Origin of the sequence: Streptomyces nanhaiensis, assembly GCF_046614825.1 — a bacterium.
Taxonomy (GTDB): domain Bacteria; phylum Actinomycetota; class Actinomycetes; order Streptomycetales; family Streptomycetaceae; genus Streptomyces; species Streptomyces radiopugnans.
The window spans coordinates 1-19,636 of the sequence record NZ_JBKJFM010000121.1 but is presented as its reverse complement, the minus strand read 5'-3'; the positions used below and the strand labels follow the sequence as shown (position 1 = coordinate 19,636).

The following is a 19,636-nucleotide window of genomic DNA, read 5'->3' as shown; positions in this document are numbered from 1 at the left end:
AGATGGCCGCCGAGGCCGCCGCCCGCAACCCCGGCCTCGCCGACGAGCTGCGCCGCCGCGAGGGCCACGTACCGCTGCTGCGCCTGCCGATGCCCGCCCAGGGCACCGCACCCCAGGGGTACGACACGGCCGTCGTGCTGCCGCTGCGCGACGGCGCCGCCGAGGAGCTGGCCGCCCGGCTGCTCACCGCGGTCGACGACGCCCTGCTGCTCACCCTCCCCGGCCTGACCGAGGTCGTCATCGAGACCGACGGCGGGGTGCGTACGCTCACCCGCCGCCAGGACGGCGCCCACGTCGTGGTCGAGGACAGCGGCGCCGGCGGGGGAGAGGGCGCCACCCGCTGGCGCGTGGCCGCCGACGCCGGGCGCACCGACCCCGCCCTGCTCGCCGACCGCCCCGTCGAGGAGCGGCGGCGGCCGTACTGGTCGGTCACCTGGGCCGTACCCGTCGACGCCGACGGCGCCCCCGCACCCGCCCGCACCGTGCCCGTCGTCCACGCGCCCACCCCCACCGACGAGCCGATCGGCCTGCCCGCCCTGCTCATCGCCTCCTTCCCGCTGGACCCCACCCGCCGCCACATCGCCCCCGGACCGCTGGCCGACTTCCTGCTGGAGCGCGCCGCCGACGTCTACGCCGCCCTGCTGCGCGACTGGCGGCCGGTCACCACCGGCACCGTCGACCTCGTGCCCGGCCCCCTGGGCAGGGCCGAACTCGACGGAGAACTGCGCCGCCTGGTCCTGGAGCGGCTGCGGCGCACCCCCTTCCTGGCCAGTGCCGCCGCCGGCGAAGGCGGCGAGCCCCACGCCCTGCGCCCCGCCGACGCCGAGATCGCCGAGGGCGCCGGGGCCGACACGGTCGCCGTCCTGGCCGAACTGTTCCCCGCCCTGCTGCCCGCCGGGCTGGAACGCCGCACCGAGCTGCGCACCCTCGGCGTCCCCCGGGTGCCGCTGGGCGAGCTGATCGACCGGCTGGCCGGCGTGGAGCGGGACCCGTCCTGGTGGCGGCGGCTGTACGACTCCCTCGCCGGCACCGACCCCGACCGGCTCACCGGCCTGCCCGTCCCCCTCGCCGACGGCCGCACCACCATCGGACCGCGCCGGGTGCTGCTGCCCCTGCCCGACACCACGGGTGCCGGCTCGCTGACCCGCCTCGGCCTGAAGGTCGCCCACCCCGACGCCGCCCACCCGCTGCTGGAGAAGCTGGGCGCCACCCCCGCAACACCCCGCGCGGTGCTCACCACCCCGCAGGTGCGGGCGGCCGTCGCCGCCTCGCTGGAGGCCGAGGAGGCGTGGTACGGCGACGAGGAGGAGGACGGCGGCCCCCTGGACGCCGAGGAACTGGCCGACACCGTCCTCGCCCTCGTCCGCGACGCACGCCTCTCGCCCGGCGACGAGCCCTGGCTGGGCGCGCTCGCCCTCCCCGACGAGGACGGCGAACTCGCCCCGGCCGCCGAACTCGTCTTCCCCGGCAGCGCCTTCGAGCGCGTCGTCCGCGAGGGCGAACTGCCCGCCTGCGACGCCGAACTGGCCGAGCGGTGGGGCGAGGAGACCCTCGCCGCGGCCGGCGTGCTCGCCGACTTCGCCCTGGTGCGCGCCACCGACGTCGTCCTGGACCCGGACGAACTGGAGCCCCGCGACACCGACTTCCCCGAGCCCGACGACGCGGGCCTGCTGGACGCCGTCGACGTGTGGTGCGAGGACGTCCTCGACACCCTGCCCGAGACCGCCGTCCCGCCGGTGGTCTCCGAACTGCTCGCCGTACGCGACCTGGACCTCGTGGACGACGACCACTGGCCGCAGGCCCTGCGGATGCTCTCCCGGCCCCCGCTGCGCGACGCGCTCACCACCCCGGTGCGCGTCCTGCTGCCGGACGGCACGGTGGAGACCGTCCGCCCCTACACCGCCTGGTGGCTGCGCGGCCACCCCGTCCTGGACGGCCGCCGCCCCGCCGGACTGCGCGCGGCCGGCGGCGACCCGCTGCTGGCGGGCCTGTACGAGGAGGCGCCCGCCGCCACCTCCGACCTGGACGAGCAGGTGCTGCGCGCCCTGGGCATCCGCACCTCCGCCGCCGCCCTGCTGGACGAGCCCGGCGGCGCCTCCGAACTCCTGGGCCGCCTCGCCGACCCGGCCGCGCCCGTCACCCCCGCCCAGCTCCACGGCCTGTACACCCTGCTGGCGGAGCTGGACCCGGACGAGGTCACACTGCCGGACGAGCTGCGCGCCGTGGCCGACGGCGGGGTACGCCTGGTGGACGCCGCCGACGCGCTGGTCGCCGACGCCCCCGACCTGCTGCCCCTGGCCGCCGGCCGCCCGCTGCTGCCGGTGCGCCCGGCACTGGCCGCCTCGCTGGCCGCCGTACTCGACGTACGCCGCCTCAGCGAGACGGTCGGCGCGGACCTGCCCGCTCCCGAGGCCGGAGCGGGCGAGGTGCGCGAGGTGCCCGACGCGGTACGCGTCCTGCTGCCCGGCGCCCCGGCCACCTACGTCGAGCACGACGAACTCGTCCTCGGCGGCGTGGAGCTGGACTGGCGGCTCACCCCCGACGGCACCCTCCACGCCGCCACCGTCGAGGGCGTCGCGGCCGGTCTGGCCTGGGCGGCCGGCCAGTGGCCGCGCCGCTTCGAGGCCGCCGCCCTGCTGGAGGACCCCTCCCGGGTCGCCGAACTGGCCCGCGACCGCTGGTTCGACTGACCCCCGGCCCCCGGCCCCCGGCCCCTGGCCCCGGCCCCTGGCCCCGGCCCCTGGCCCCGGGCCCTGGCCCCGGCCCCTGGCCCCGGGCCCCGGGCCGGGGGGCCCAGGGGCCGCCCGCCCCGCAGGCTCCGTCAGCGCCGCGCGACGGTGACGATCTCCGGACTGGAGTCCGTCAGCGGGCCCCGCGCCCAGTCCCCGTAGCGTTCCGCGACCGCCAGCCCGGCCCCGGCCAGGAGGCCGTCGAGCGCCTCCGCGTCCCAGAACCGCAGTTCGCTGCGGCTGACCCGCTCCCAGCCGGGTCCGGTGAAGGTCGTGGTGAAGCGGACGGTGCCGCCCGCCACCGGCTCCTGGACCTGGTGCGCGACCCGTACCGCCGCGCCCGTGCCGTCCACCACCTCGACCGCGTGCTCCGGGGTCCAGCGCTCCCACGGCCGGGCCGCCGGATTGCGGGTCTCGAACGCGAAGCGCCCGCCGTCGGCCAGCGCCGCCCGCACGGCGGCCAGAGCGGTACGCACCTCGCCGTCCCCGAGCAGCACCTGGAAAGCGTGCCCGGTCATCACCACCAACTCGAACTCCCCCTCCCAGCGGGCCGATCCCAGATCCCCGAGCACCCACTCCACCCCGGCCCCCGACCGCGCCGCCTCCCGCCGTGCCCGGTCGAGCATCGCGGCGGCCGGATCGAGCCCGCACAACCGCCCGCCGTGCCCGGCCTCCCGCGCGCGGCGCAGCAGCGTGCCCGTACCGCACCCGACGTCCAGCACCGAGGCGGCGGACATCACCAGCTCCAGGTAGAAGTCGTCACCCGGGCCCCACGGGTTGAGCGCGTCGTACAGGGCGGCGAGAACGGGATCGCGGTAGGCGCGGTCGACCGACACCCCGGTCCCGCACGTTGCGGGCCCCGGCCCGCCCGTCACGCCGGCCCTCCGAGGATCGGCTCGCTCAGCAGCAGGGACGCCCGGCCGGTGCGGCGGGCCTCGGCGAGGGCGGCCAGCCGCCGGTAGCCCTCGGGCGTCATCAGCCGCTCCCACACGGACCAGTCCTCCACCGCCCAGCGGTCGTGCTCCTCCGGGTCCAGCCGGATCGAGGCGATCTCCTCGTCGCTCAGCGTGCCGCCGTCGAAGCAGAAGCCGACCTTCGCCAGCGGCGCCTCGGCCGGGTCGGAGCGGATGTAGTGCACCAGCAGCAGCGGGCACGGGCCCTCGACCCGCAGCCCGGTCTCCTCGTACGTCTCCCGCGAGGCCGCCTGGAACGGGTCCTCGCCCGGGTCCATGTTGCCGCCCGGGATCTGCCAGAACCGCCTGCCGTACACCGAACGCAGCTGCACCGGCCGCCCGCGCGCGTCGGTGAAGTACACGCAGGCGTAGACGGTGGCCTTGGGCAGGGTGGCCAGGTACTCGGCCTGCGGCATCGGGAACGGCAGCCCGGCGGGCTCGTCGCTGGTGGAGGTCATGCCCCTACTCCTACCGGATCTCGGGTTCCGGGACGCGGGATCCGAGCGCTCTATCGGTGGAACGGGTGGGTCGCAGACCCACCCGCCCTCCCTCCGCGAGTGAGGCCGTAAGCAGGCGAGTTGACTTTTGGTGACCGGAGCGCCACGCTTCGGCGTGGCGATGCAGCGTTGCGTCCCGCACAAGCAACGGCCCCCGACAGGTGCTGCGAACACCTCCGGGGGCCTGACCAACGAGATCGACAAGCTAGAAGGAAACCGATCCCATGGCTGGGAACCACTGTAGCTTTTCCGCGTCCTCCGGCGAGCACCCGATGGCCGTTTCCGGCTACGGAAAGCGGCACGTCCCCGGACAACGGCCGCGCCGCAAGGACGACTTCGCGGAGCTGAAGCCCCGGGCCGCGGCCGTCGCCGCGTACATCGACCGGCTGCCCGAGGGCGCCGACATCTCCATCAAGGCGCTGGCCGCGCGGCTGCCCTACGGCCAGCAGGCGGTCGGCACGGCACTCCGGCAGATGTCGGCGGCCGGTCATCTCAGGCGTGTGCGGGAGCGCCCGCCGGGGTGCGGCCAGTGGGTGACGCGGACGTACTTCTCGCGCGTCCCGCGCTCCGACACCTGGTGGGCGGGCTTCTTCGCGGAGACGGAATCCGCCGAACCGGGGGCCGTCCGGGAGACCGCCGGGAAGGCCGCTCCGGAGGAGGAGACCACCCCGGCGGGTACGCCTCCGGAGCCGGACGCCGCACAGGAACGGCCGGAGCGACCGGAGCGGTCGCGGGCCTACGGGACGCTGGCGCGGCTGGGGGAGGCCGACCCGCGCATGGGCCTGTCGGCGGCCGACTGCGAGGAGTTGGCACCGCTGGTGGCCCAGTGGTTCGCCCGGGGCGCGGGGGAGCGGCAGGTGGTCGAGGCGCTGACGGCCGGGCTGCCCGGCGAGGGCGTGCACTCGCCCCGTGCCGTGGCCGCCTGGCGGCTGGAGCACAAGATCCCGCCGCCCCAGCCGGTGCGCAGCCGCACCCTGAGGCTGGTGGAGTGCACGGTGTGCGGCGCGCCGGGCCGGCCGGAGGCCCTGCCCGGCGGGCTGTGCCGGGAGTGCCGGGGCGGGGAGCGCCGCGACGGCTCCGGCGGCGCACAGGACGGCGCACAGGCTGTGGACGTACGCCGCAAGGCCGACGCCGTACGCGCGGCCATGGCCCGAGGACGGCGCCGGGGCTCGCCGGGCGAGCCGCGTGACTCCCGTGCGGGCGCCCTTCGCGGCACTGCTCCGGGCCGGTAGGCGTGAGAGGGGGCGCACCATGACGGCGCGGATGGAGGGCCCTGTGGTGTCCGAGGAGATGCGGCGGTTCGAGGAGATCGACGCCGCGTTCCCGGACATCGGGGGCGAAATGATCGACGGGGAAATCCGTATCGACGCCGTGGCGAGCAGCGCTCGCGGGCAGATGGTGCTCGCCGTCGCCTCCCAGCTCATGCCCGGGTGGTGCGTGATGACCGAGGTCGACACCGTTTACGGGGGGTGGCACGGGAGGACCCTCCTGCGCCCCGACGTGTCGGTGGCCGGTCCCTCCTACCGGGGGACCCGGCTCAAGCAGTTCCCGGCCGACGAACTGCTGCTCGTCGCGGAGGTCGTCTCGGAGTCCAACCCCGAGAACGACCTGGACCGGAAGGTCGGCAAGTACGCGGTGGCCGGGATTCCGTACTACCTGGTCGTGAATCCGGTCAAGGGCGTCTGCCTGCTGCACTCCGAGCCGGTCGGCGAGCGCTACCGGGCGGTGCGCGAGAGCGAGTTCGGCGAGCCGGTGCCGGTGGGCGAGCCGATCGGCACCGTGCTCGACACCACGGCGCTGTACGCCTACTGAGCCGCGTGCTGCCGAAGGGCCCCTCCCGGGTGGACGAACCGGTCCGGGGCGGGCGGTCCGGCCGGCGGCCGCATGCCCCTGTCCGCAGCCGCCCGCACAGCCGGGAAAACCGGTTGCGGGCACTCGTAGAGTCGGAGCCGTGACGGATCTCGACGGCCTGCTCGCGGCCTACGACGAGCAGATGCGCAGACCACCCGCCAACCCTCCGGCCGGAGTCCGGTACGAGCAGGACGGGCCGGTGGTGCGGATCGTCGGCGGACACCGCGGCTTCGTCGCCACACCACGTGACACGGGGCTGCGCGGCGCCGAACTCGACGGGCTGATCGCCCGGCAGCGCGACTACTTCGCCGCGCGCGGCGAAGCGGTGGAGTGGAAGACACGCGGACACGACGAACCGGCCGACCTCACCGACCGCCTGCGCGCCGCGGGATTCGTTCCCGAGGAGCGGGAGACGGTCGTCATCGGCCTCGCCCGCGAGACGGCCGGGCACCCGGACCTGCCGGACGGCGTCACCGTCCGCCGGGTCACCGCGGACGCCGACATGCGCCGCATCGCCGCCATGGAGTCCGCCGTCTGGGGCGAGGACCTCGGCTGGCTCGGCGACGACCTGATCGGGCGCGCCGCGGCGGCCCCGGAAGACATCGCCGTCCTGGTCGCGGAGGCGGACGGCGAAGTGGTCTGCGCCGCCTGGCTGGTCTTCTACCCGGGTACCGAGTTCGCCTCCCTGTGGGGAGGATCGACGCTGCCCGCGTGGCGCGGCCGGGGCATCTACCGCGCGCTGGTCGCCGCCCGCGCGGAACTCGCCGCGGCCCGGGGCGTCCGGTACCTCCAGGTGGACGCCTCCGACGACAGCGCCCCGATCCTGCGCGGGCTGGGCTTTCACGCGGTGACCACCACCACGCCCTACGTGTGGACGCCGCCGCGCCCCCGGGCCGGCTGACCACCCGCCCGGCGCCCCTCGGCGCCGGTGAGCCACGGGAGCGGGCGAGGCGGCACGGAGTTGACGGCCGGCCGTGAGACGGAAGCGTTCTCCGCGAGGGCTGGGCCGAGTGCGCTCGGATTCCGCGGCTGTCCCCTTCCTCCCCGGGCGTCTGGACCTACCATCGGATAGCAGCAGCCGGAGCAAACGCACTGGGGTGATCGTGAGCAGCTGGGCTGATCTGACGAACGGTAAGCGCATCAAGCACCTGCGAGGCTCCGATCTGACACAGCAGGGGCTCGCCGATGCGGCGGGGCTGTCCCTCGCCCTGGTACAGAAAGCCGAGCAGGACCGCGGGGAGTTGTCCGTCGGCTCCCTGCTCAAACTCGCCCACGCGCTGAACACGGACGTCTCCGTGATCCTGGGGCAGCAGGCGCCGCGTCGGGGCATGGACCGGGGCGACCGTGCCGCGCTGCGCCAGCTGTCCGACGCCGTGCACGAGAGCGCCCTCGGCGAGTGGGAGGGTATCGACGACCCGAGCACCGTCGAGGAACTGGGCGAAGCCCGCGACCGCGCGTGGGATTCCTACTGGGCGAGCGACACGGCCAAGGTGAGTAGTTACGCCTCGAAGGTCCTCATGGAAGGGCAGGCCAGGTACGCCAGTGCCACCGGCAGCGAGCGCGAGCGACTGGGATCGATCCTGGCGAGCACGTACCGCGTGGCCGCGTCGTGCTCGAACGGGCTCGGGCAGCGTGACCTCGCGCTGAGTGCGCTCACGTCGGCGAAACATCTCGCGGGGGACGTCGACGACCCTGTGATGACGGCGCTGCTCGAGTCCACGCTGTCATGGATCCATCTGCGGGGTGCCAAGTTGTCCCGGGCGGTGGCCGTGGCCGAGCGCGCGGCACTGGTGATCGAGCCGTCGTTCAGCAACGGATCCCGCCCGCAGCTGCTCGCGTACGGGCGGCTGATGATCTCCGCGGCTGTGGCGGCGTCGAGGCGCGAGGACAGGAGCGCGGCCGACGACTACATCTCGCAGGCGCACGCCGCGGCGGCGAGGCTGGGGCGGGACGAGAGGTTGTACGGGACCAGTTTCGGTCCGACGGCGGCGAAGACCGAGGCCGTCGGGATCCACGTCGCGCTGAAGGACTACGGGCGTGCACTCAAACTCGCCGGTCACCCGGACATGAAGAAGCTTCCCAAGTCCATGTCGAAGGTGGCCCGCAACCGCTACCGGCTCGATGTCGCTCTCGCGCAGTGCGCGGCCGGTCTCCACGACCAGGCCGGAGACACGCTGATCGAGGTAGGGCTCGACGCTCCTGAGTGGGTCAGGCATCAGGCGCTGCCCGGTGTCATCGGGAAGCGCCTCGCGAAGGTGTCCACCGCACGCGTACGGAACATCGGCGAACTCATCGGCGTGCCCTTGATCGCTTGAGTCCTACGGAGCGTACGGGTCGGGGTCCAGCCACATCGTCAGGTCCTACGCCTCGTGACTTCACTGTGTGTCATTAGGCGAGCACGATTGACGCATGGTCAGTATCCAGAGCGGGCCGGAACGATCCGGGACCCGCCGAACCGAAGGCGAACTGCGGTTGCGTCGGTCACTGGCGGACGCGGCGGCGGGCGTCGCGCCGGGTGAGGCCGGTGTGTCCGCCGAGGCCGCGAGGACCGAGCGGTTCCGCTGCGTGGTCTATCTGTGCGGTGCTCCCAACACGGACATCACGGGCCCTCGCGAGGAGTGCACGAAGCACGCCGAGGCGTTCGGGTGGGAGATCACGGGAGTGATCGAGGAGCGCGTGGGGCTGCTGCCGCCGCAGGGGCGTGACGGTTTGAGACAGGCCGTCGAGTGCGTCAGGAGCGGCGAGGCCGGGGCGGTGCTCACGGCGTGGCGCTCGATGGTCTCGCCCGTTCCGCAGGAGTACGACGAGGTGGCGCGCGAGATCGAGAAGGCAGGAGGCTTCCTGGAACTCGCTCGGGTGAACGGGGGCACGGCATGACCTTCGCCCCGGCCATGGCGCGCACATGGTGCGACGCATGGCCGCTCGTCGCGCAGACGGACGACGGGAACCAGTGGGTGACCGGCGCCTGTTGGCTGTACTGCCGACGGGAAGGCGTGCGCGTGCTGTGGGTCGGGTCCGTGACCACGCCCGGTACGACGGGCGACGTGTACGCGTGCGGCCCGTGCATCGCAGAACTCGACCACATGGCGCGTATCCAGTCGCACGACCGGGACCGAGCGGCCGACCGCGCCGTACAGCCCGTCGCACTCACCGCGCATTCCCCGCCGCGCACCCTGCTCGCAGGCGTGCTCGGAGGACGTCACCGATCACCCCGCGACTGATGCATCCGCTCCTGTCGGGCGGAGTCGCGCGACACCACCGTATGAAGTGACCAAGGAGGAGACTTGCAGACGAACCTCGTAGGTATGAAGGCCATCGCACCGGCCCCGTGGGGGTTGCGCCGTATGGTTCCGCTGCGCAACGACTCTCCCTCATCACCGTGGCGGTACGCGGGCATCGACCCGACCACGCAGACCGGCCGGTGGGTTGGGGAGGGCGGACAGATGACGCCGGCTGAACTCGGCAAGCACGGAACGAGCGTGAACACCTACCCGCCCACGCAGGTCAGCAAGGACGGGAAGCAGGACTCCGACTCCGGCCACGACGCGACGCAGGACTGAGGGGGAGTGTCATGGACGGACGCCCGGTGCTGGTCTGCACGGAGTCCGAGGACGCGACCGCTGACCTGGTCATCACGGAACTGAACCGGCGCCGGGTGCCCGTCATCCGGTTCGACCCGGGGCGCGACTTCCCGACGCCCGTGGTGCTCGCCGCGCGCATCGGGGCCGGGGGCGCCGCCCGGGCGGAGTCCGGCGGAGGATGGGCCGGGCGGCTGACGTTCGGGCAGCGTACGGCCGACCTCTCCGCGGTGCGCGCCCTGTACCACCGTCGGCCGACTCCCTGTCCGACGGGCAGCGGCGAGCGGACGGCCCGGTTCGCCGCGCAGGAGAACCGGCGTGGCCTGGGCGGTGTGCTGGGCGCGCTGCCGGGATGCCTGTATCTGAGTCATCCGCAGGCCATAGCAAGGGCCGAGTACAAGCCCGCGCAGTTGGACGCCGCGACCCGGGTGGGGCTCACGGTCCCGGCCACCCTCATCACGAACGAACCGGAGGAGGCCGAGCGGTTCTGTGCCGAACGACCCACGATCTACAAGCCGCTGCACGCCGGGACCTACGAGGTCGATGGCGAGCCCGCCGGAATCTGGGCCGCACCCGTCGAGGCGGACGAGATCGACGGCGCGGTGGGCCACAGCGCGCACCTGTTCCAGGCCCGGGTACCCAAGGTGGCGGACGTGCGGGCGGTTGTCGTCGGCGAGCAGGTGTTCAGCGCCCGGATCACCGCGCCACCCGGGGTCGTGGACTGGAAAGCCGAGTATCGGAATCTCACCTATGAACCGGTCGCATGTCCGGAGGACATGTGCGGAGCGCTGGTGCGGTTCCTCGCCGACTTCGGTCTGAACTTCGGTGCCTTCGACTTCGCCGTCACCGCGGACGGTGCGTGGTGGTTCCTGGAGTGCAACCCCAATGGCCAGTGGGCGTGGCTTGAAGACGTGGCCGGACTGCCGATCACACACGCAATCGCAGACCTGTTGGAGAACGGAATGAGCCCGGCATGACTGATCCCCTGCGTTCGGAACACCTGCAGGCCGTCCTCGCGCGGCGCCTGTCCGAGGCCGGCGTCCTGCTCAGCCCCGAGTGGGAGGCGGCCGTCATGTCGGTGCCCCGCGAGGCGTTCCTCGCGCGCGGCTGGTTCGAGTACGAGGACGGCGGCTGGTACCGCCCCGTGGCCGGGGGCTCCGGGGAGGGGCTCGCGCGGATCTACGAGGACGACACCCTTGTGACGCAGGTGGCCGGAGGGGTCTTCCCCGACCAGGTGGAGGGGCGGATCGCCGCGGCCCCATCGTCCTCGTCCACCCTGCCGAGTCTGGTCGTGCGAATGCTCGAGGACCTGCGGGCGGCCGAGGGGACGCGCGTCCTCGAGATCGGCACGGGCACGGGTTACTCCACCGCGCTGCTCTGCCATGTCGTCGGTGAGGACAACGTGACCACGGTCGAGGTCGACGCGGAGGTGTCCGCCCGTGCCGGAGTGGCCCTCGCGGGTGCGGGATACCGGCCCGCCCGTGTGGTCGGTGATGGTCTGGCGGGCTGCGAGGGGGGCGGCCCGTACGATCGGGTGATCGCCACGTGCGGGGTGCGTACCGTGCCGGCCGACTGGCTCGCGCAGACCCGGCCCGGCGGTGAGGTTCTGGTCACGGTCGGCGGATGGATGCACGCTTCCGAGCTCGTGCGGCTCACGGTCGCCGACGACGGCACGGCCGACGGGCCGGTTCTCGGCGGACAGGCCTCCTTCATGCTGGCCCGCCCCCACCTTCCGCCCCCGCTGGGCCTCCTGCCGGACCTGGACGAGGGCGACACGGAGCCCGCGGAGCTGGACGCGGACGTGCTCGACGACTGGACGGCCCGGTTCGTCGCGCAGTTCGCCGCGCCTCGCGCACAGCGGCTCGTGCTGGAACGCGACGGCCGGACGGAACACGTCGTGATCGACGTGGAGGCCGGGGCGTGGGCGGTCCTCTTCCGTGACGGCGCGCGGTGGATGGTGCGGCAGAGCGGCGCGGCCCGCCTGTGGGACGAGATCACCGGGTGCCTTGCCCGGTGGCAGGCGGACGGATGCCCGCCGGCCGACCGTATGCGGCTGCATGTGGGCCCCGGCGGACAGAGCCTCACCTGGGGGTGACCGCGGGCTGACGCCGCACGCTGCCCTGTCCGTCCGCCGTTCTCCGTGGTGGCGGACAGGGCTCCTCCCGCTACGCGCCCGCGCCACAGCTCTCCCGCAGGAAGTCCGTCAGCAGCGCCGTCGTCTCCTGCGGGCGTTCCAGGCCGGGGAGGTGGCCCGCCCAGGGGAGTTCGAGGTGGCGGGCATCGGGGAGCAGGTCGGCCAGGCGGGCGGCGATCGCGCGGAAGTCTGCAAGGTCGTGGGCGCCGGAGACGGCGAGGACGGGGGCTGTGATCGCGCGGAGGTCGAGGGCGGGCTCGGGGAGTTCGCCGATCTCCCCCCACTCCTCCTCCGCTGCCGTCTGCACCTCGAAGGCGTGCCGCTGCATCCGCCGGACCTTCTCGCGCACCGCCTCGCCGGCGTACGGGCCGAGCCAGGTGGCCACGTTGAGTTCGACGGCGGCCGCCAGGTCGCCGGCCTCGAACAGCGCCTCCTCGCGCGCGTCGAAGGCGGCCAGTTCCGGGCCGGGCTCGTGGCCGGGCATCCCGGGGCAGAGCAGTGCCATGGCGGTCACCCGGTCCGGCCACCGCGCGGCGAACTCCAGGGCGACGCGCCCGCCGTAGGAGGAGGCGACCAGGGCGGCCCGCCCGATGCCGAGGGCGTCCAGCAGGTCGCGTACGTCGTCGGCGTCGCGGTAGGGGGTTGTCGCGGCCGGGGTGTCGCCGTGGCCGCGGAAGTCGCAGCGCACCGTCCGGTGGCCCGCCCCGGCCAGGGGCGCCCACTGCGGGTCCCACATGCGCCGGTCGCAGACCGAGGAGTGCAGCAGCACCAGGGCCGTGCCGTCGTCGGAGAGCCCGTCGCCGGAGGGGGCGCCGGCGGTGTCGTGGGAGAGGAGCGTCGCCGGAGTCGTCACTCGGGACAGGGTAGGGACGCGGAGGCGGGGCCGCCCGCGGATATCCGCGGGCGGCCGGGGCGGGGTCAGTCCGGGAAGCGGCGGCCGATCCAGCGCCAGGTGACCTCCAGGAGGGCGGCCGAGGCGGCGGCGACGCCGACGGCCGTCCACGGCATCACCGTGCCGACCAGGCGGAGGGCGAAGAAGTCCTGGAGGAACGGGGTGACCTGGACCACCAGGAAGGCCGAGGCCATGGTGAGCACCAGGGCGATCCGCCACCAGGTGTAGGGGCGGGCGATGATCGCCAGCACCCACAGCGCCACCAGGAACAGCGTCAGCGTCGCCGCGCTGGTCTCGGCCTCCAGGGCGTCCGGGCCGGTGTAGTGGTGGCGGGCCAGCAGGTAGACGGTGAAGGTGGCGGTCGCGGCGATGAGGCCGGCGGGGACCGCGTACCGCATCACGCGCCGTACGAAGTGCGGGCGGGCGCGCTCCTTGTTGGGGGCCAGGGCCAGGAAGAAGGCGGGGATGCCGATGGTCAGGCCGCCCAGCAGGGTCAGATGGCGCGGCAGGAACGGGTAGGGCACCTGGGAGACGATGACCAGCAGGGCCAGCAGCACCGAGTAGACGGTCTTGGTGAGGAAGAGGTTGGCGACGCGCTCGATGTTGCCGATGACCCGCCGCCCCTCGGCGACGACCGAGGGCAGGGTGGCGAAGGAGTTGTTGAGCAGCACGATCTGGGCGACGGCCTTGGTGGCCTCCGAGCCCGATCCCATCGAGACGCCGATGTCGGCGTCCTTCAGGGCCAGTACGTCGTTGACGCCGTCGCCGGTCATGGCGACGGTGTGGCCGCGCGACTGGAGGGCGCCGACCATGTCGCGCTTCTGCTGCGGGGTGACGCGGCCGAAGACCGTGCCGTCCTCCAGGGCCGCCGCCAGTTCCTCGCGGTCCTCCGGGAGGGTGCGGGCGTCGACGGTGGAGTGCGCGCCGGGCAGGTCGAGTTTGGCGGCGACGGCGCCGACGGAGACGGCGTTGTCGCCGGAGATGACCTTCGCCGATACGTCCTGTTCGGCGAAGTAGCGCAGGGTGTCGGCGGCTTCGGGGCGCAGCCGCTGCTCCAGGACGACCAGGGCGGCGGGCTCGGTGGCGGATTCGGTCGCGGTGGGGTCGGTGGCGAGGGCGGGGTCGTCCAGGGCGCGGGAGGTGCGGGCCAGCAGCAGTACGCGCAGGCCCTGCTCGTTGAGGCGGTCGGTCTCGGCGAGGGCCGGGGAGCCGGGGGCGAGCAGGACGTCGGGGGCGCCCAGCAGCCAGGTGCCCGTCTCGCCGCCGGGCCCGGTGAGGGCCGCTCCGCTGTACTTGCGGGCGGAGGAGAAGGGCAGGGAGCCGGTGCACGTCCAGCCGGCCGCTTCGGCGGCGGGGTGGGCGTCGGCGATGGCCTTCAGGCTGGCGTTGGGGCGGGGGTCGCTGCCGCCGAGCGCGGCCAGTACCTGCCGTACGCGGGCGGGGTCGGCGCCGTCCAGCGGGCGGACCTCGGCCACGTCCATGCCGCCCTCGGTGAGGGTGCCGGTCTTGTCCAGGCAGACGGTGTCGACGCGGGCCAGGCCCTCGATGGCGGGCAGTTCCTGGACCAGGCACTGCTGCCGTCCCAGCCGGATGACGCCGATGGCGAAGGCGATGGAGGTCAGCAGCACCAGGCCCTCGGGCACCATCGGCACGATGCCGCCGACCATGCGGCGGATCGCCTCGTCGGCGCTGTGGTCCTCCACCAGGAGCTGGCTGAGGACCAGGCCGATCGCGGCCGGGACGATCATCCAGGTGATGTACTTGAGGATCTGGCTGATGCCGCTGCGCAGTTCGGAGTGGACGAGGGTGAAGCGGGAGGCCTCCTCGGCCAGTTGGGCGGCGTACGCCTCGCGTCCGACCCTGGTGGTGGTGAAGGCGCCGCCGCCGGCGACGACGAAGCTGCCGGACATCACCGTGTCGCCGGGCCGCTTGTGGACGGGGTCGGCCTCGCCGGTCAGCAGCGACTCGTCCACCTCCAGACTGTCGGACTCGGTGACGGTGCCGTCCACGACCACCTTGTCGCCGGGGCCCAGCTCGACCAGGTCGCCCAGGACGATCTCGTTGGTGCGGACCTCGACGGCGGCGCCGTCGCGGCGGACGGTCGGCCTGGACTCGCCGATGACGGCCAGGTTGTCCAGCGTCCGCTTGGCGCGCAGCTCCTGGACGATGCCGATGAGGGTGTTGGCGAGGATGACGAAGCCGAACAGGCCGTCCTGGATGGGGCCGACGACCAGGATGATCGCGAAGAGGACGCCGATGATGGCGTTGAAGCGGGTGAAGACGTTGGCGCGGACGATGTCGGCCGTGGAGCGGGAGGACCGCACGGGGACGTCGTTGACCTGGCCGAGGGCCGTGCGTTCGGCGACCTCGGCGGCGGTGAGCCCCGGGGACCGGGTGGCGGGGGTATCCGCCGCCGTGTCCGTGCGCGGGGAGGGCACGGCGAGCACCGTGCCCTCGTGCGGCTCCGCGGCGCCCCGCTCGCCTCGTACTGTCTCAGCCCGTTCGGTCATGCCCAGACAGTACGAGGCGAACGCGTCCTCGCGCGCGGTCCGCCGCCGGAGTGCGGATGTGAGATGAGACGAATCGGGGGAGAACGCCGGATTTTCCGGGCCGCGGGTCACTCGGCGGCCGCGGGTCACTCGGCGGGCGCGGGGCCCTCCGGGGCGGCGCCTGTGCCGGGGGCCGTGCCCGGGTCCGCGCCGGCGCCGGAGTCCGTCCCGGTCTCCCGTGCGAGGCGCTCACGGCGCAGCGTGGCCTCGCGGCGGCGGACGAACCAGATGCCGTACAGGCCCAGGACGCCGCCCGCCAGGCAGGTCCACAGCCACCAGGTGCGGTCGTGCTCGTCGAACCAGCGGTAGAAGGGGAGCTGGACCAGGAAGAGCGTGAACCAGATGACCGTGCCGCCCACGACGGTGGCGACGACGTTGCCCTCCAGGGGCTCGGGCGCCTCACGCTCGCCGCTGGTCCATCTGCTCAAGCCCATCGCCTGGCCCTCTCGCTTCCCGTCACCCCGTCGCCCGTCCGTGCCGCGGCGTTCCGCACCAGCGTAACGAGGGGGGAGACCGGGGCCGACCCGGGAGCGGCGTCCGGGTGGGGAGGGGGCTGCGAGGGTCCGCCGGGAGCCGCGCGGGCGGGGGTGGGGGTGAGGCGGTGAGGGGGTGAGGGGGTGAGGGGGTGTGGGAAGCGTCACGGCCGCGCCCGTGGAATGCGCCCGTCCGCGGATGGCCTTTTCAACAGTGGTGCGTTCATACTGAAAGCACTCTGGATTGGCTGGTTCCCATTGGAGGAACCTCCGAAACCGTCCCCGAACCGCCCAGCGAAGGTCACGCATGTCCGCTCCGGCCACCGACACCCCGGCCACGCCAGACACCCCCGGCACCCCTGGTAACGACCCCGGAACCCGGTCGCCCGGGAACGGCATCGACCGTTTCTTCAAGATCTCCGAGCGAGGATCGAGCGTGAGCCGCGAGCTGCGCGGCGGACTCGCCACCTTCTTCGCGATGGCCTACATCATCGTGCTGAACCCGATCATCCTGGGCGCGGGCACGGACAAGTTCGGCCAGCAGCTCGACAACGCCCAGCTCGTCACCGCCACCGCGCTGATGGCCGGTCTCACCACCATCCTGATGGGCGTCATCGGCAACGTGCCCATCGCGCTGGCCGCCGGGCTCGGCATCAACGCCGTGGTCTCCCTCCAGCTCGCGCCGCAGATGAGCTGGCCCGACGCCATGGGCATGGTGGTCCTGGCCGGGCTGGTGCTGATGCTGCTGGTCGCCTCCGGGCTGCGCGAGCGCGTCATGGACGCCATCCCGGGCGGGCTGCGCCGGGCCATCGCGATCGGCATCGGCCTGTTCATCACCCTCATCGGCCTGGTGGACTCCGGATTCGTCACCCGCAACCCGGACGCCGCGCACACCACCGTGCCGCTCGGCCTCGGGCAGGGCGGCCACCTGGCCGGCTGGCCGGTGCTCGTCTTCATCCTCGGCCTGGCCCTGACCTTCGTCCTGGTCATCAGGAGGACCAAGGGCGCGATCCTGATCAGCATCGTCGTGATGACCGTGGTCGCCGTGGTGATCAACGCGGTTGCCCAGGTCCCCGACGCGGCGTGGGGCCTGGCCGTGCCCAACGTGCCCGAGAGCATCGTCAGCACCCCGGACTTCGGCCTGATCGGCGAGGTCAGCCTCTTCGGCGGCTTCGCGGAGGTCGGCGTGCTGACCGGCTCGCTGTTCGTCTTCACCGTCCTGCTGTCCGGTTTCTTCGACGCGATGGGCACCATCATCGGCGTCGGCCACGAGGCGAAGCTGACCGACGAGCAGGGCCGGCTGCCCGGCATGGGCCGCATCCTGATGACGGACGGCGTCGCGGTGGCGGGCGGCGGCTTCGGCTCCTGCTCGGCCAACACCTGCTTCGTGGAGTCCACCGCCGGTGTCGGCGAGGGCGCCCGCACGGGCCTGGCGAACATCATGACCGGCGCGCTGTTCCTGCTGGCCCTGGTCTTCACGCCGCTGGCCACCGTGGTGCCCTCGCACGCCGCGACCCCGGCGCTGGTCGTGGTCGGCTTCCTGATCATGGCCTCGAACGTGCGTGAGATCGACTGGAGCGACCAGACCGTCGCCGTCCCGGCGTTCCTGACGCTGATCTCCATGCCGTTCACCTACAGCATCACCAACGGCATCGGCATCGGCGTGCTCTCCTACATCCTGCTGCGCACCGCCACCGGGCGCTTCCGCGAGATCCCGTGGCTGCTGAACGCCGTCGGCGCCTGCTTCCTGGTCTACTTCCTGCTGGACCCGATCCAGCAGGTGCTCGGGATCGGGTGACCGGGACCGGGTGACCACAGCCGGGCGAGCCGCCCGGCGGATCGGACGGAGCCGCCCGCACGGAACGAGCGTCCGGACCACACGGTCCGGGCGCTCGTTCCGTGTTCCGGGGCGCGGCGGCGGACCCGTTCGAACGGCGCGCCGTTCGTCCGTAGGCTTGGCGCTTTCGTCTCCGTGGGCTCCGTGGACCCCGCGGGGGCGTGGTCGCGGTGTGGGTGGGGGAGCGCGCCGGTTCCTCCCGCCGGCCCGCTCGCGGGGCGAGGGTGGTGGAGAGCACTCCTCCCGCCGCCTCCCCGGACTGGTCCTTAGCAGAAGTAATGAGTTAGGCTAATGAATATGCCGGATCTTTCCCGGGGCGAGGACGCCGAAGCCGTCAACGCCCTCCGCTCCGCCACGATGCGCCTGGCGCGCCGTCTCAAGCACCAGCGCGTCGACGAGTCGCTGAGCCCGGCCGAGATGTCGGTCCTCGGCACCCTCGCGCGCTGCGGCTCCGCCACGCCGGGCGAGCTGGCGCGCAAGGAGCACGTGCAGCCGCCGTCGATGACCCGCATCGTGGCGATGCTGGAGGCCAAGGGGCTCGTCCGGCTGGAACCGCACAGGGACGACCGCCGCCAGAAGGTGGTCACCCAGACCGAGCAGGCCGAGGCGATGCTCCTCGCGAGCCGTACCAAGCGCAACGCCTGGCTCGCCGAGCTCGCCGGGCAGCTCGACGAGGACGAGTGGGCGCGTCTGCGCGCGGCGGCCCCCGTCCTGGAGAAACTCGCGCGACTGTAAGAAGGAGCAGTGCCACGAGGAGGCGAAACCGATTGAGTCCGGGACCCGGAGCACACTCCGCACCCGCACCTGACGAGAACACGAACGACCCCGCCGCGGCCGCGAGGACCGGGAAGGCCGCGAAGCCCTCGACGTTCAGCTCGCTGCGCATCCGCAACTACCGGCTGTTCGCAGCCGGGCAGCTGGTCTCCAACACCGGTACCTGGATGCAGCGCATCGCCCAGGACTGGCTGGTCCTCAGCCTCACCGGATCCGCGACGGCCGTCGGCATCACCACGGCCCTGCAGTTCCTGCCCATGATGCTGCTGGGGCTGTACGGCGGCGTCATCGCCGACCGCTACCCCAAGCGCAGGCTGCTGCTGATCACCCAGACGGCGATGGGCCTGACCGGACTCGCGCTCGCCGCGCTGACCCTCAGCGGCCACGTCCACGTCTGGCACGTCTACGCGCTCGCCTTCGTCCTCGGGCTGGCGACGGTCGTGGACAACCCCGCCCGGCAGACCTTCGTCTCGGAGATGGTCGGCCCCGAGCAGCTCGCCAACGCCGTCTCCCTCAACGGCGCCAACTTCCAGTCCGCCCGCCTGGTCGGCCCGGCCGTCGCCGGTGTGCTGATCACGGCCGTGGGCAGCGGCTGGGCGTTCCTGCTCAACGGGCTGTCGTTCATCGCGCCGATCACCGGCCTGCTGATGATGCGCACCGCCGAGCTGCACACCGCCCGGCGCGCCCCGCGCGCCAAGGGCCAGCTCCGCGAGGGCCTGCGGTACGTCGCGAGCCGGCCGGAGCTGATCTGGCCGATCACGCTCGTCGGCTTCGTCGGCACCTTCGCCTACAACTTCCCCATCTGGCTCACCGCCTTCACCGACCGGGTCTTCGACGAGGGCGCGGGCACCTACGGCCTGCTCAACAGCCTGATGGCCGTGGGCTCGGTCGCCGGCGCGCTGCTGGCGGCCCGGCGCGGTGTGAGCCGGATGCGGGTGATGGTCGGCGCCGCGCTGCTCTTCGGCGTGCTGGAGATGGCCGCGGCGCTCTCCCCGTCGTTCTGGGTCTTCGCCCTGCTGATGGTGCCCATCGGCGCGGTGGGCCTGACCTTCAACGTCACCGCCAACTCCACCGTCCAGCTCGCCTCCGACCCGGCGATGCGCGGCCGGGTGATGAGCCTGTACATGATGGTGTTCATGGGCGGCACCCCGCTCGGCGGTCCGCTGATGGGCTGGATCACCGACGCCTACGGCCCCCGCGCCGGCTTCCTGGCGGGCGGTCTGGTCTCGGCCGTGGCCGCCGTCGCCACCGCCCTGGTGCTGGCCCGGATCGGCGGGCTGCGGCCGCGGGTGGGCCTGCGCCGCGGCCGCCGGGGCCTGACGTTCGTCCCGGTGGCGCGGGGCGTGCGGGCGGCCGGGGTGCGGGACTC

The 19,636-nt window shown here is 73.4% G+C and carries 18 protein-coding genes; 13 read left to right on the top strand and 5 right to left on the bottom strand.

All coding sequences use genetic code 11. The annotated features are described in order from the left end of the window. The coding region (locus tag ACLIYP_RS22610; RefSeq protein ID WP_412714946.1) for a molecular chaperone Hsp90 at positions 1-2,690 on the top strand (2,690 nt) is incomplete at its 5' end. Positions 2,691-2,821: 131 nt separating this feature from the next. Here the strand turns inward: ACLIYP_RS22610 and ACLIYP_RS22605 are convergent. Together ACLIYP_RS22605 and ACLIYP_RS22600 are read right to left on the bottom strand one after the other, a co-directional pair. Beyond that, a complete protein-coding gene (locus ACLIYP_RS22605) occupies positions 2,822-3,565 on the bottom strand; it encodes a class I SAM-dependent methyltransferase (protein ID WP_412714945.1) in 744 nt (247 codons plus the stop codon). Between the two features lie 35 nt (positions 3,566-3,600). Then, complete coding sequence (locus ACLIYP_RS22600) at positions 3,601-4,140, bottom strand: NUDIX domain-containing protein (RefSeq protein ID WP_412714944.1); 540 nt, start codon at positions 4,138-4,140, stop codon at positions 3,601-3,603. Between the two features lie 263 nt (positions 4,141-4,403). Between ACLIYP_RS22600 and ACLIYP_RS22595 the strand changes: the two genes are divergently transcribed. From ACLIYP_RS22595 to tgmC, 9 genes are all read left to right on the top strand, one after another. Further along, on the top strand, positions 4,404-5,411 hold the full coding sequence (locus tag ACLIYP_RS22595; RefSeq protein WP_412714943.1) for a hypothetical protein: 1,008 nt from the start codon (positions 4,404-4,406) through the stop codon (positions 5,409-5,411). A gap of 19 nt (positions 5,412-5,430) precedes the next feature. After that, positions 5,431-5,991, top strand: coding sequence for a Uma2 family endonuclease (locus ACLIYP_RS22590; protein WP_412714942.1), 561 nt, complete (start codon positions 5,431-5,433; stop codon positions 5,989-5,991). A 139-nt stretch (positions 5,992-6,130) separates the two neighbouring features. Next, a complete protein-coding gene (locus ACLIYP_RS22585; protein WP_412714941.1) occupies positions 6,131-6,931 on the top strand; it encodes a GNAT family N-acetyltransferase in 801 nt (266 codons plus the stop codon). Between the two features lie 202 nt (positions 6,932-7,133). Further along, the gene (locus tag ACLIYP_RS22580; RefSeq protein WP_412714948.1) at positions 7,134-8,345 is read left to right on the top strand and encodes a helix-turn-helix domain-containing protein; all 1,212 of its coding nucleotides are present in this window, start codon (positions 7,134-7,136) and stop codon (positions 8,343-8,345) included. A 94-nt stretch (positions 8,346-8,439) separates the two neighbouring features. Beyond that, positions 8,440-8,907 (top strand): hypothetical protein, encoded by a 468-nt coding sequence (locus ACLIYP_RS22575; RefSeq protein ID WP_412714940.1) that lies wholly within the window; start codon positions 8,440-8,442, stop codon positions 8,905-8,907. Continuing rightward, on the top strand, positions 8,904-9,251 hold the full coding sequence (locus ACLIYP_RS22570) for a hypothetical protein (protein ID WP_412714939.1): 348 nt from the start codon (positions 8,904-8,906) through the stop codon (positions 9,249-9,251). The genes ACLIYP_RS22575 and ACLIYP_RS22570 overlap by 4 nt, the downstream gene beginning before the upstream one ends. A gap of 84 nt (positions 9,252-9,335) precedes the next feature. Beyond that, a complete protein-coding gene (tgmA, locus tag ACLIYP_RS22565) occupies positions 9,336-9,590 on the top strand; it encodes a putative ATP-grasp-modified RiPP (RefSeq protein ID WP_412714947.1) in 255 nt (84 codons plus the stop codon). Positions 9,591-9,601: 11 nt separating this feature from the next. After that, a complete protein-coding gene (tgmB, locus tag ACLIYP_RS22560; protein ID WP_412714938.1) occupies positions 9,602-10,585 on the top strand; it encodes an ATP-grasp ribosomal peptide maturase in 984 nt (327 codons plus the stop codon). Beyond that, positions 10,582-11,703, top strand: coding sequence for an ATP-grasp peptide maturase system methyltransferase (gene tgmC / locus ACLIYP_RS22555; protein ID WP_412714937.1), 1,122 nt, complete (start codon positions 10,582-10,584; stop codon positions 11,701-11,703). The genes tgmB and tgmC overlap by 4 nt, the downstream gene beginning before the upstream one ends. A 70-nt stretch (positions 11,704-11,773) precedes the next feature. Here tgmC and ACLIYP_RS22550 read toward each other — a convergent pair whose 3' ends face one another. From ACLIYP_RS22550 to ACLIYP_RS22540, 3 genes are all read right to left on the bottom strand, one after another. Continuing rightward, the gene (locus tag ACLIYP_RS22550; protein ID WP_412714936.1) at positions 11,774-12,595 is read right to left on the bottom strand and encodes an alpha/beta fold hydrolase; all 822 of its coding nucleotides are present in this window, start codon (positions 12,593-12,595) and stop codon (positions 11,774-11,776) included. 65 nt (positions 12,596-12,660) lie between these two features. Next, complete coding sequence (locus tag ACLIYP_RS22545; protein WP_412714935.1) at positions 12,661-15,144, bottom strand: HAD-IC family P-type ATPase; 2,484 nt, start codon at positions 15,142-15,144, stop codon at positions 12,661-12,663. Positions 15,145-15,269: 125 nt separating this feature from the next. Beyond that, positions 15,270-15,617, bottom strand: a complete 348-nt coding sequence (locus ACLIYP_RS22540) for a DUF2530 domain-containing protein (protein ID WP_412714934.1) — start codon at positions 15,615-15,617, stop codon at positions 15,270-15,272. Positions 15,618-15,963: 346 nt separating this feature from the next. Between ACLIYP_RS22540 and ACLIYP_RS22535 the strand changes: the two genes are divergently transcribed. From ACLIYP_RS22535 to ACLIYP_RS22525, 3 genes are all read left to right on the top strand, one after another. After that, positions 15,964-17,454, top strand: coding sequence for an NCS2 family permease (locus ACLIYP_RS22535; protein WP_412714933.1), 1,491 nt, complete (start codon positions 15,964-15,966; stop codon positions 17,452-17,454). Between the two features lie 336 nt (positions 17,455-17,790). Further along, on the top strand, positions 17,791-18,228 hold the full coding sequence (locus ACLIYP_RS22530; RefSeq protein WP_412714932.1) for a MarR family winged helix-turn-helix transcriptional regulator: 438 nt from the start codon (positions 17,791-17,793) through the stop codon (positions 18,226-18,228). A 32-nt stretch (positions 18,229-18,260) separates the two neighbouring features. Then, positions 18,261-19,636: MFS transporter (locus ACLIYP_RS22525; protein WP_412714931.1), on the top strand; the 1,376-nt coding region annotated here is incomplete at its 3' end.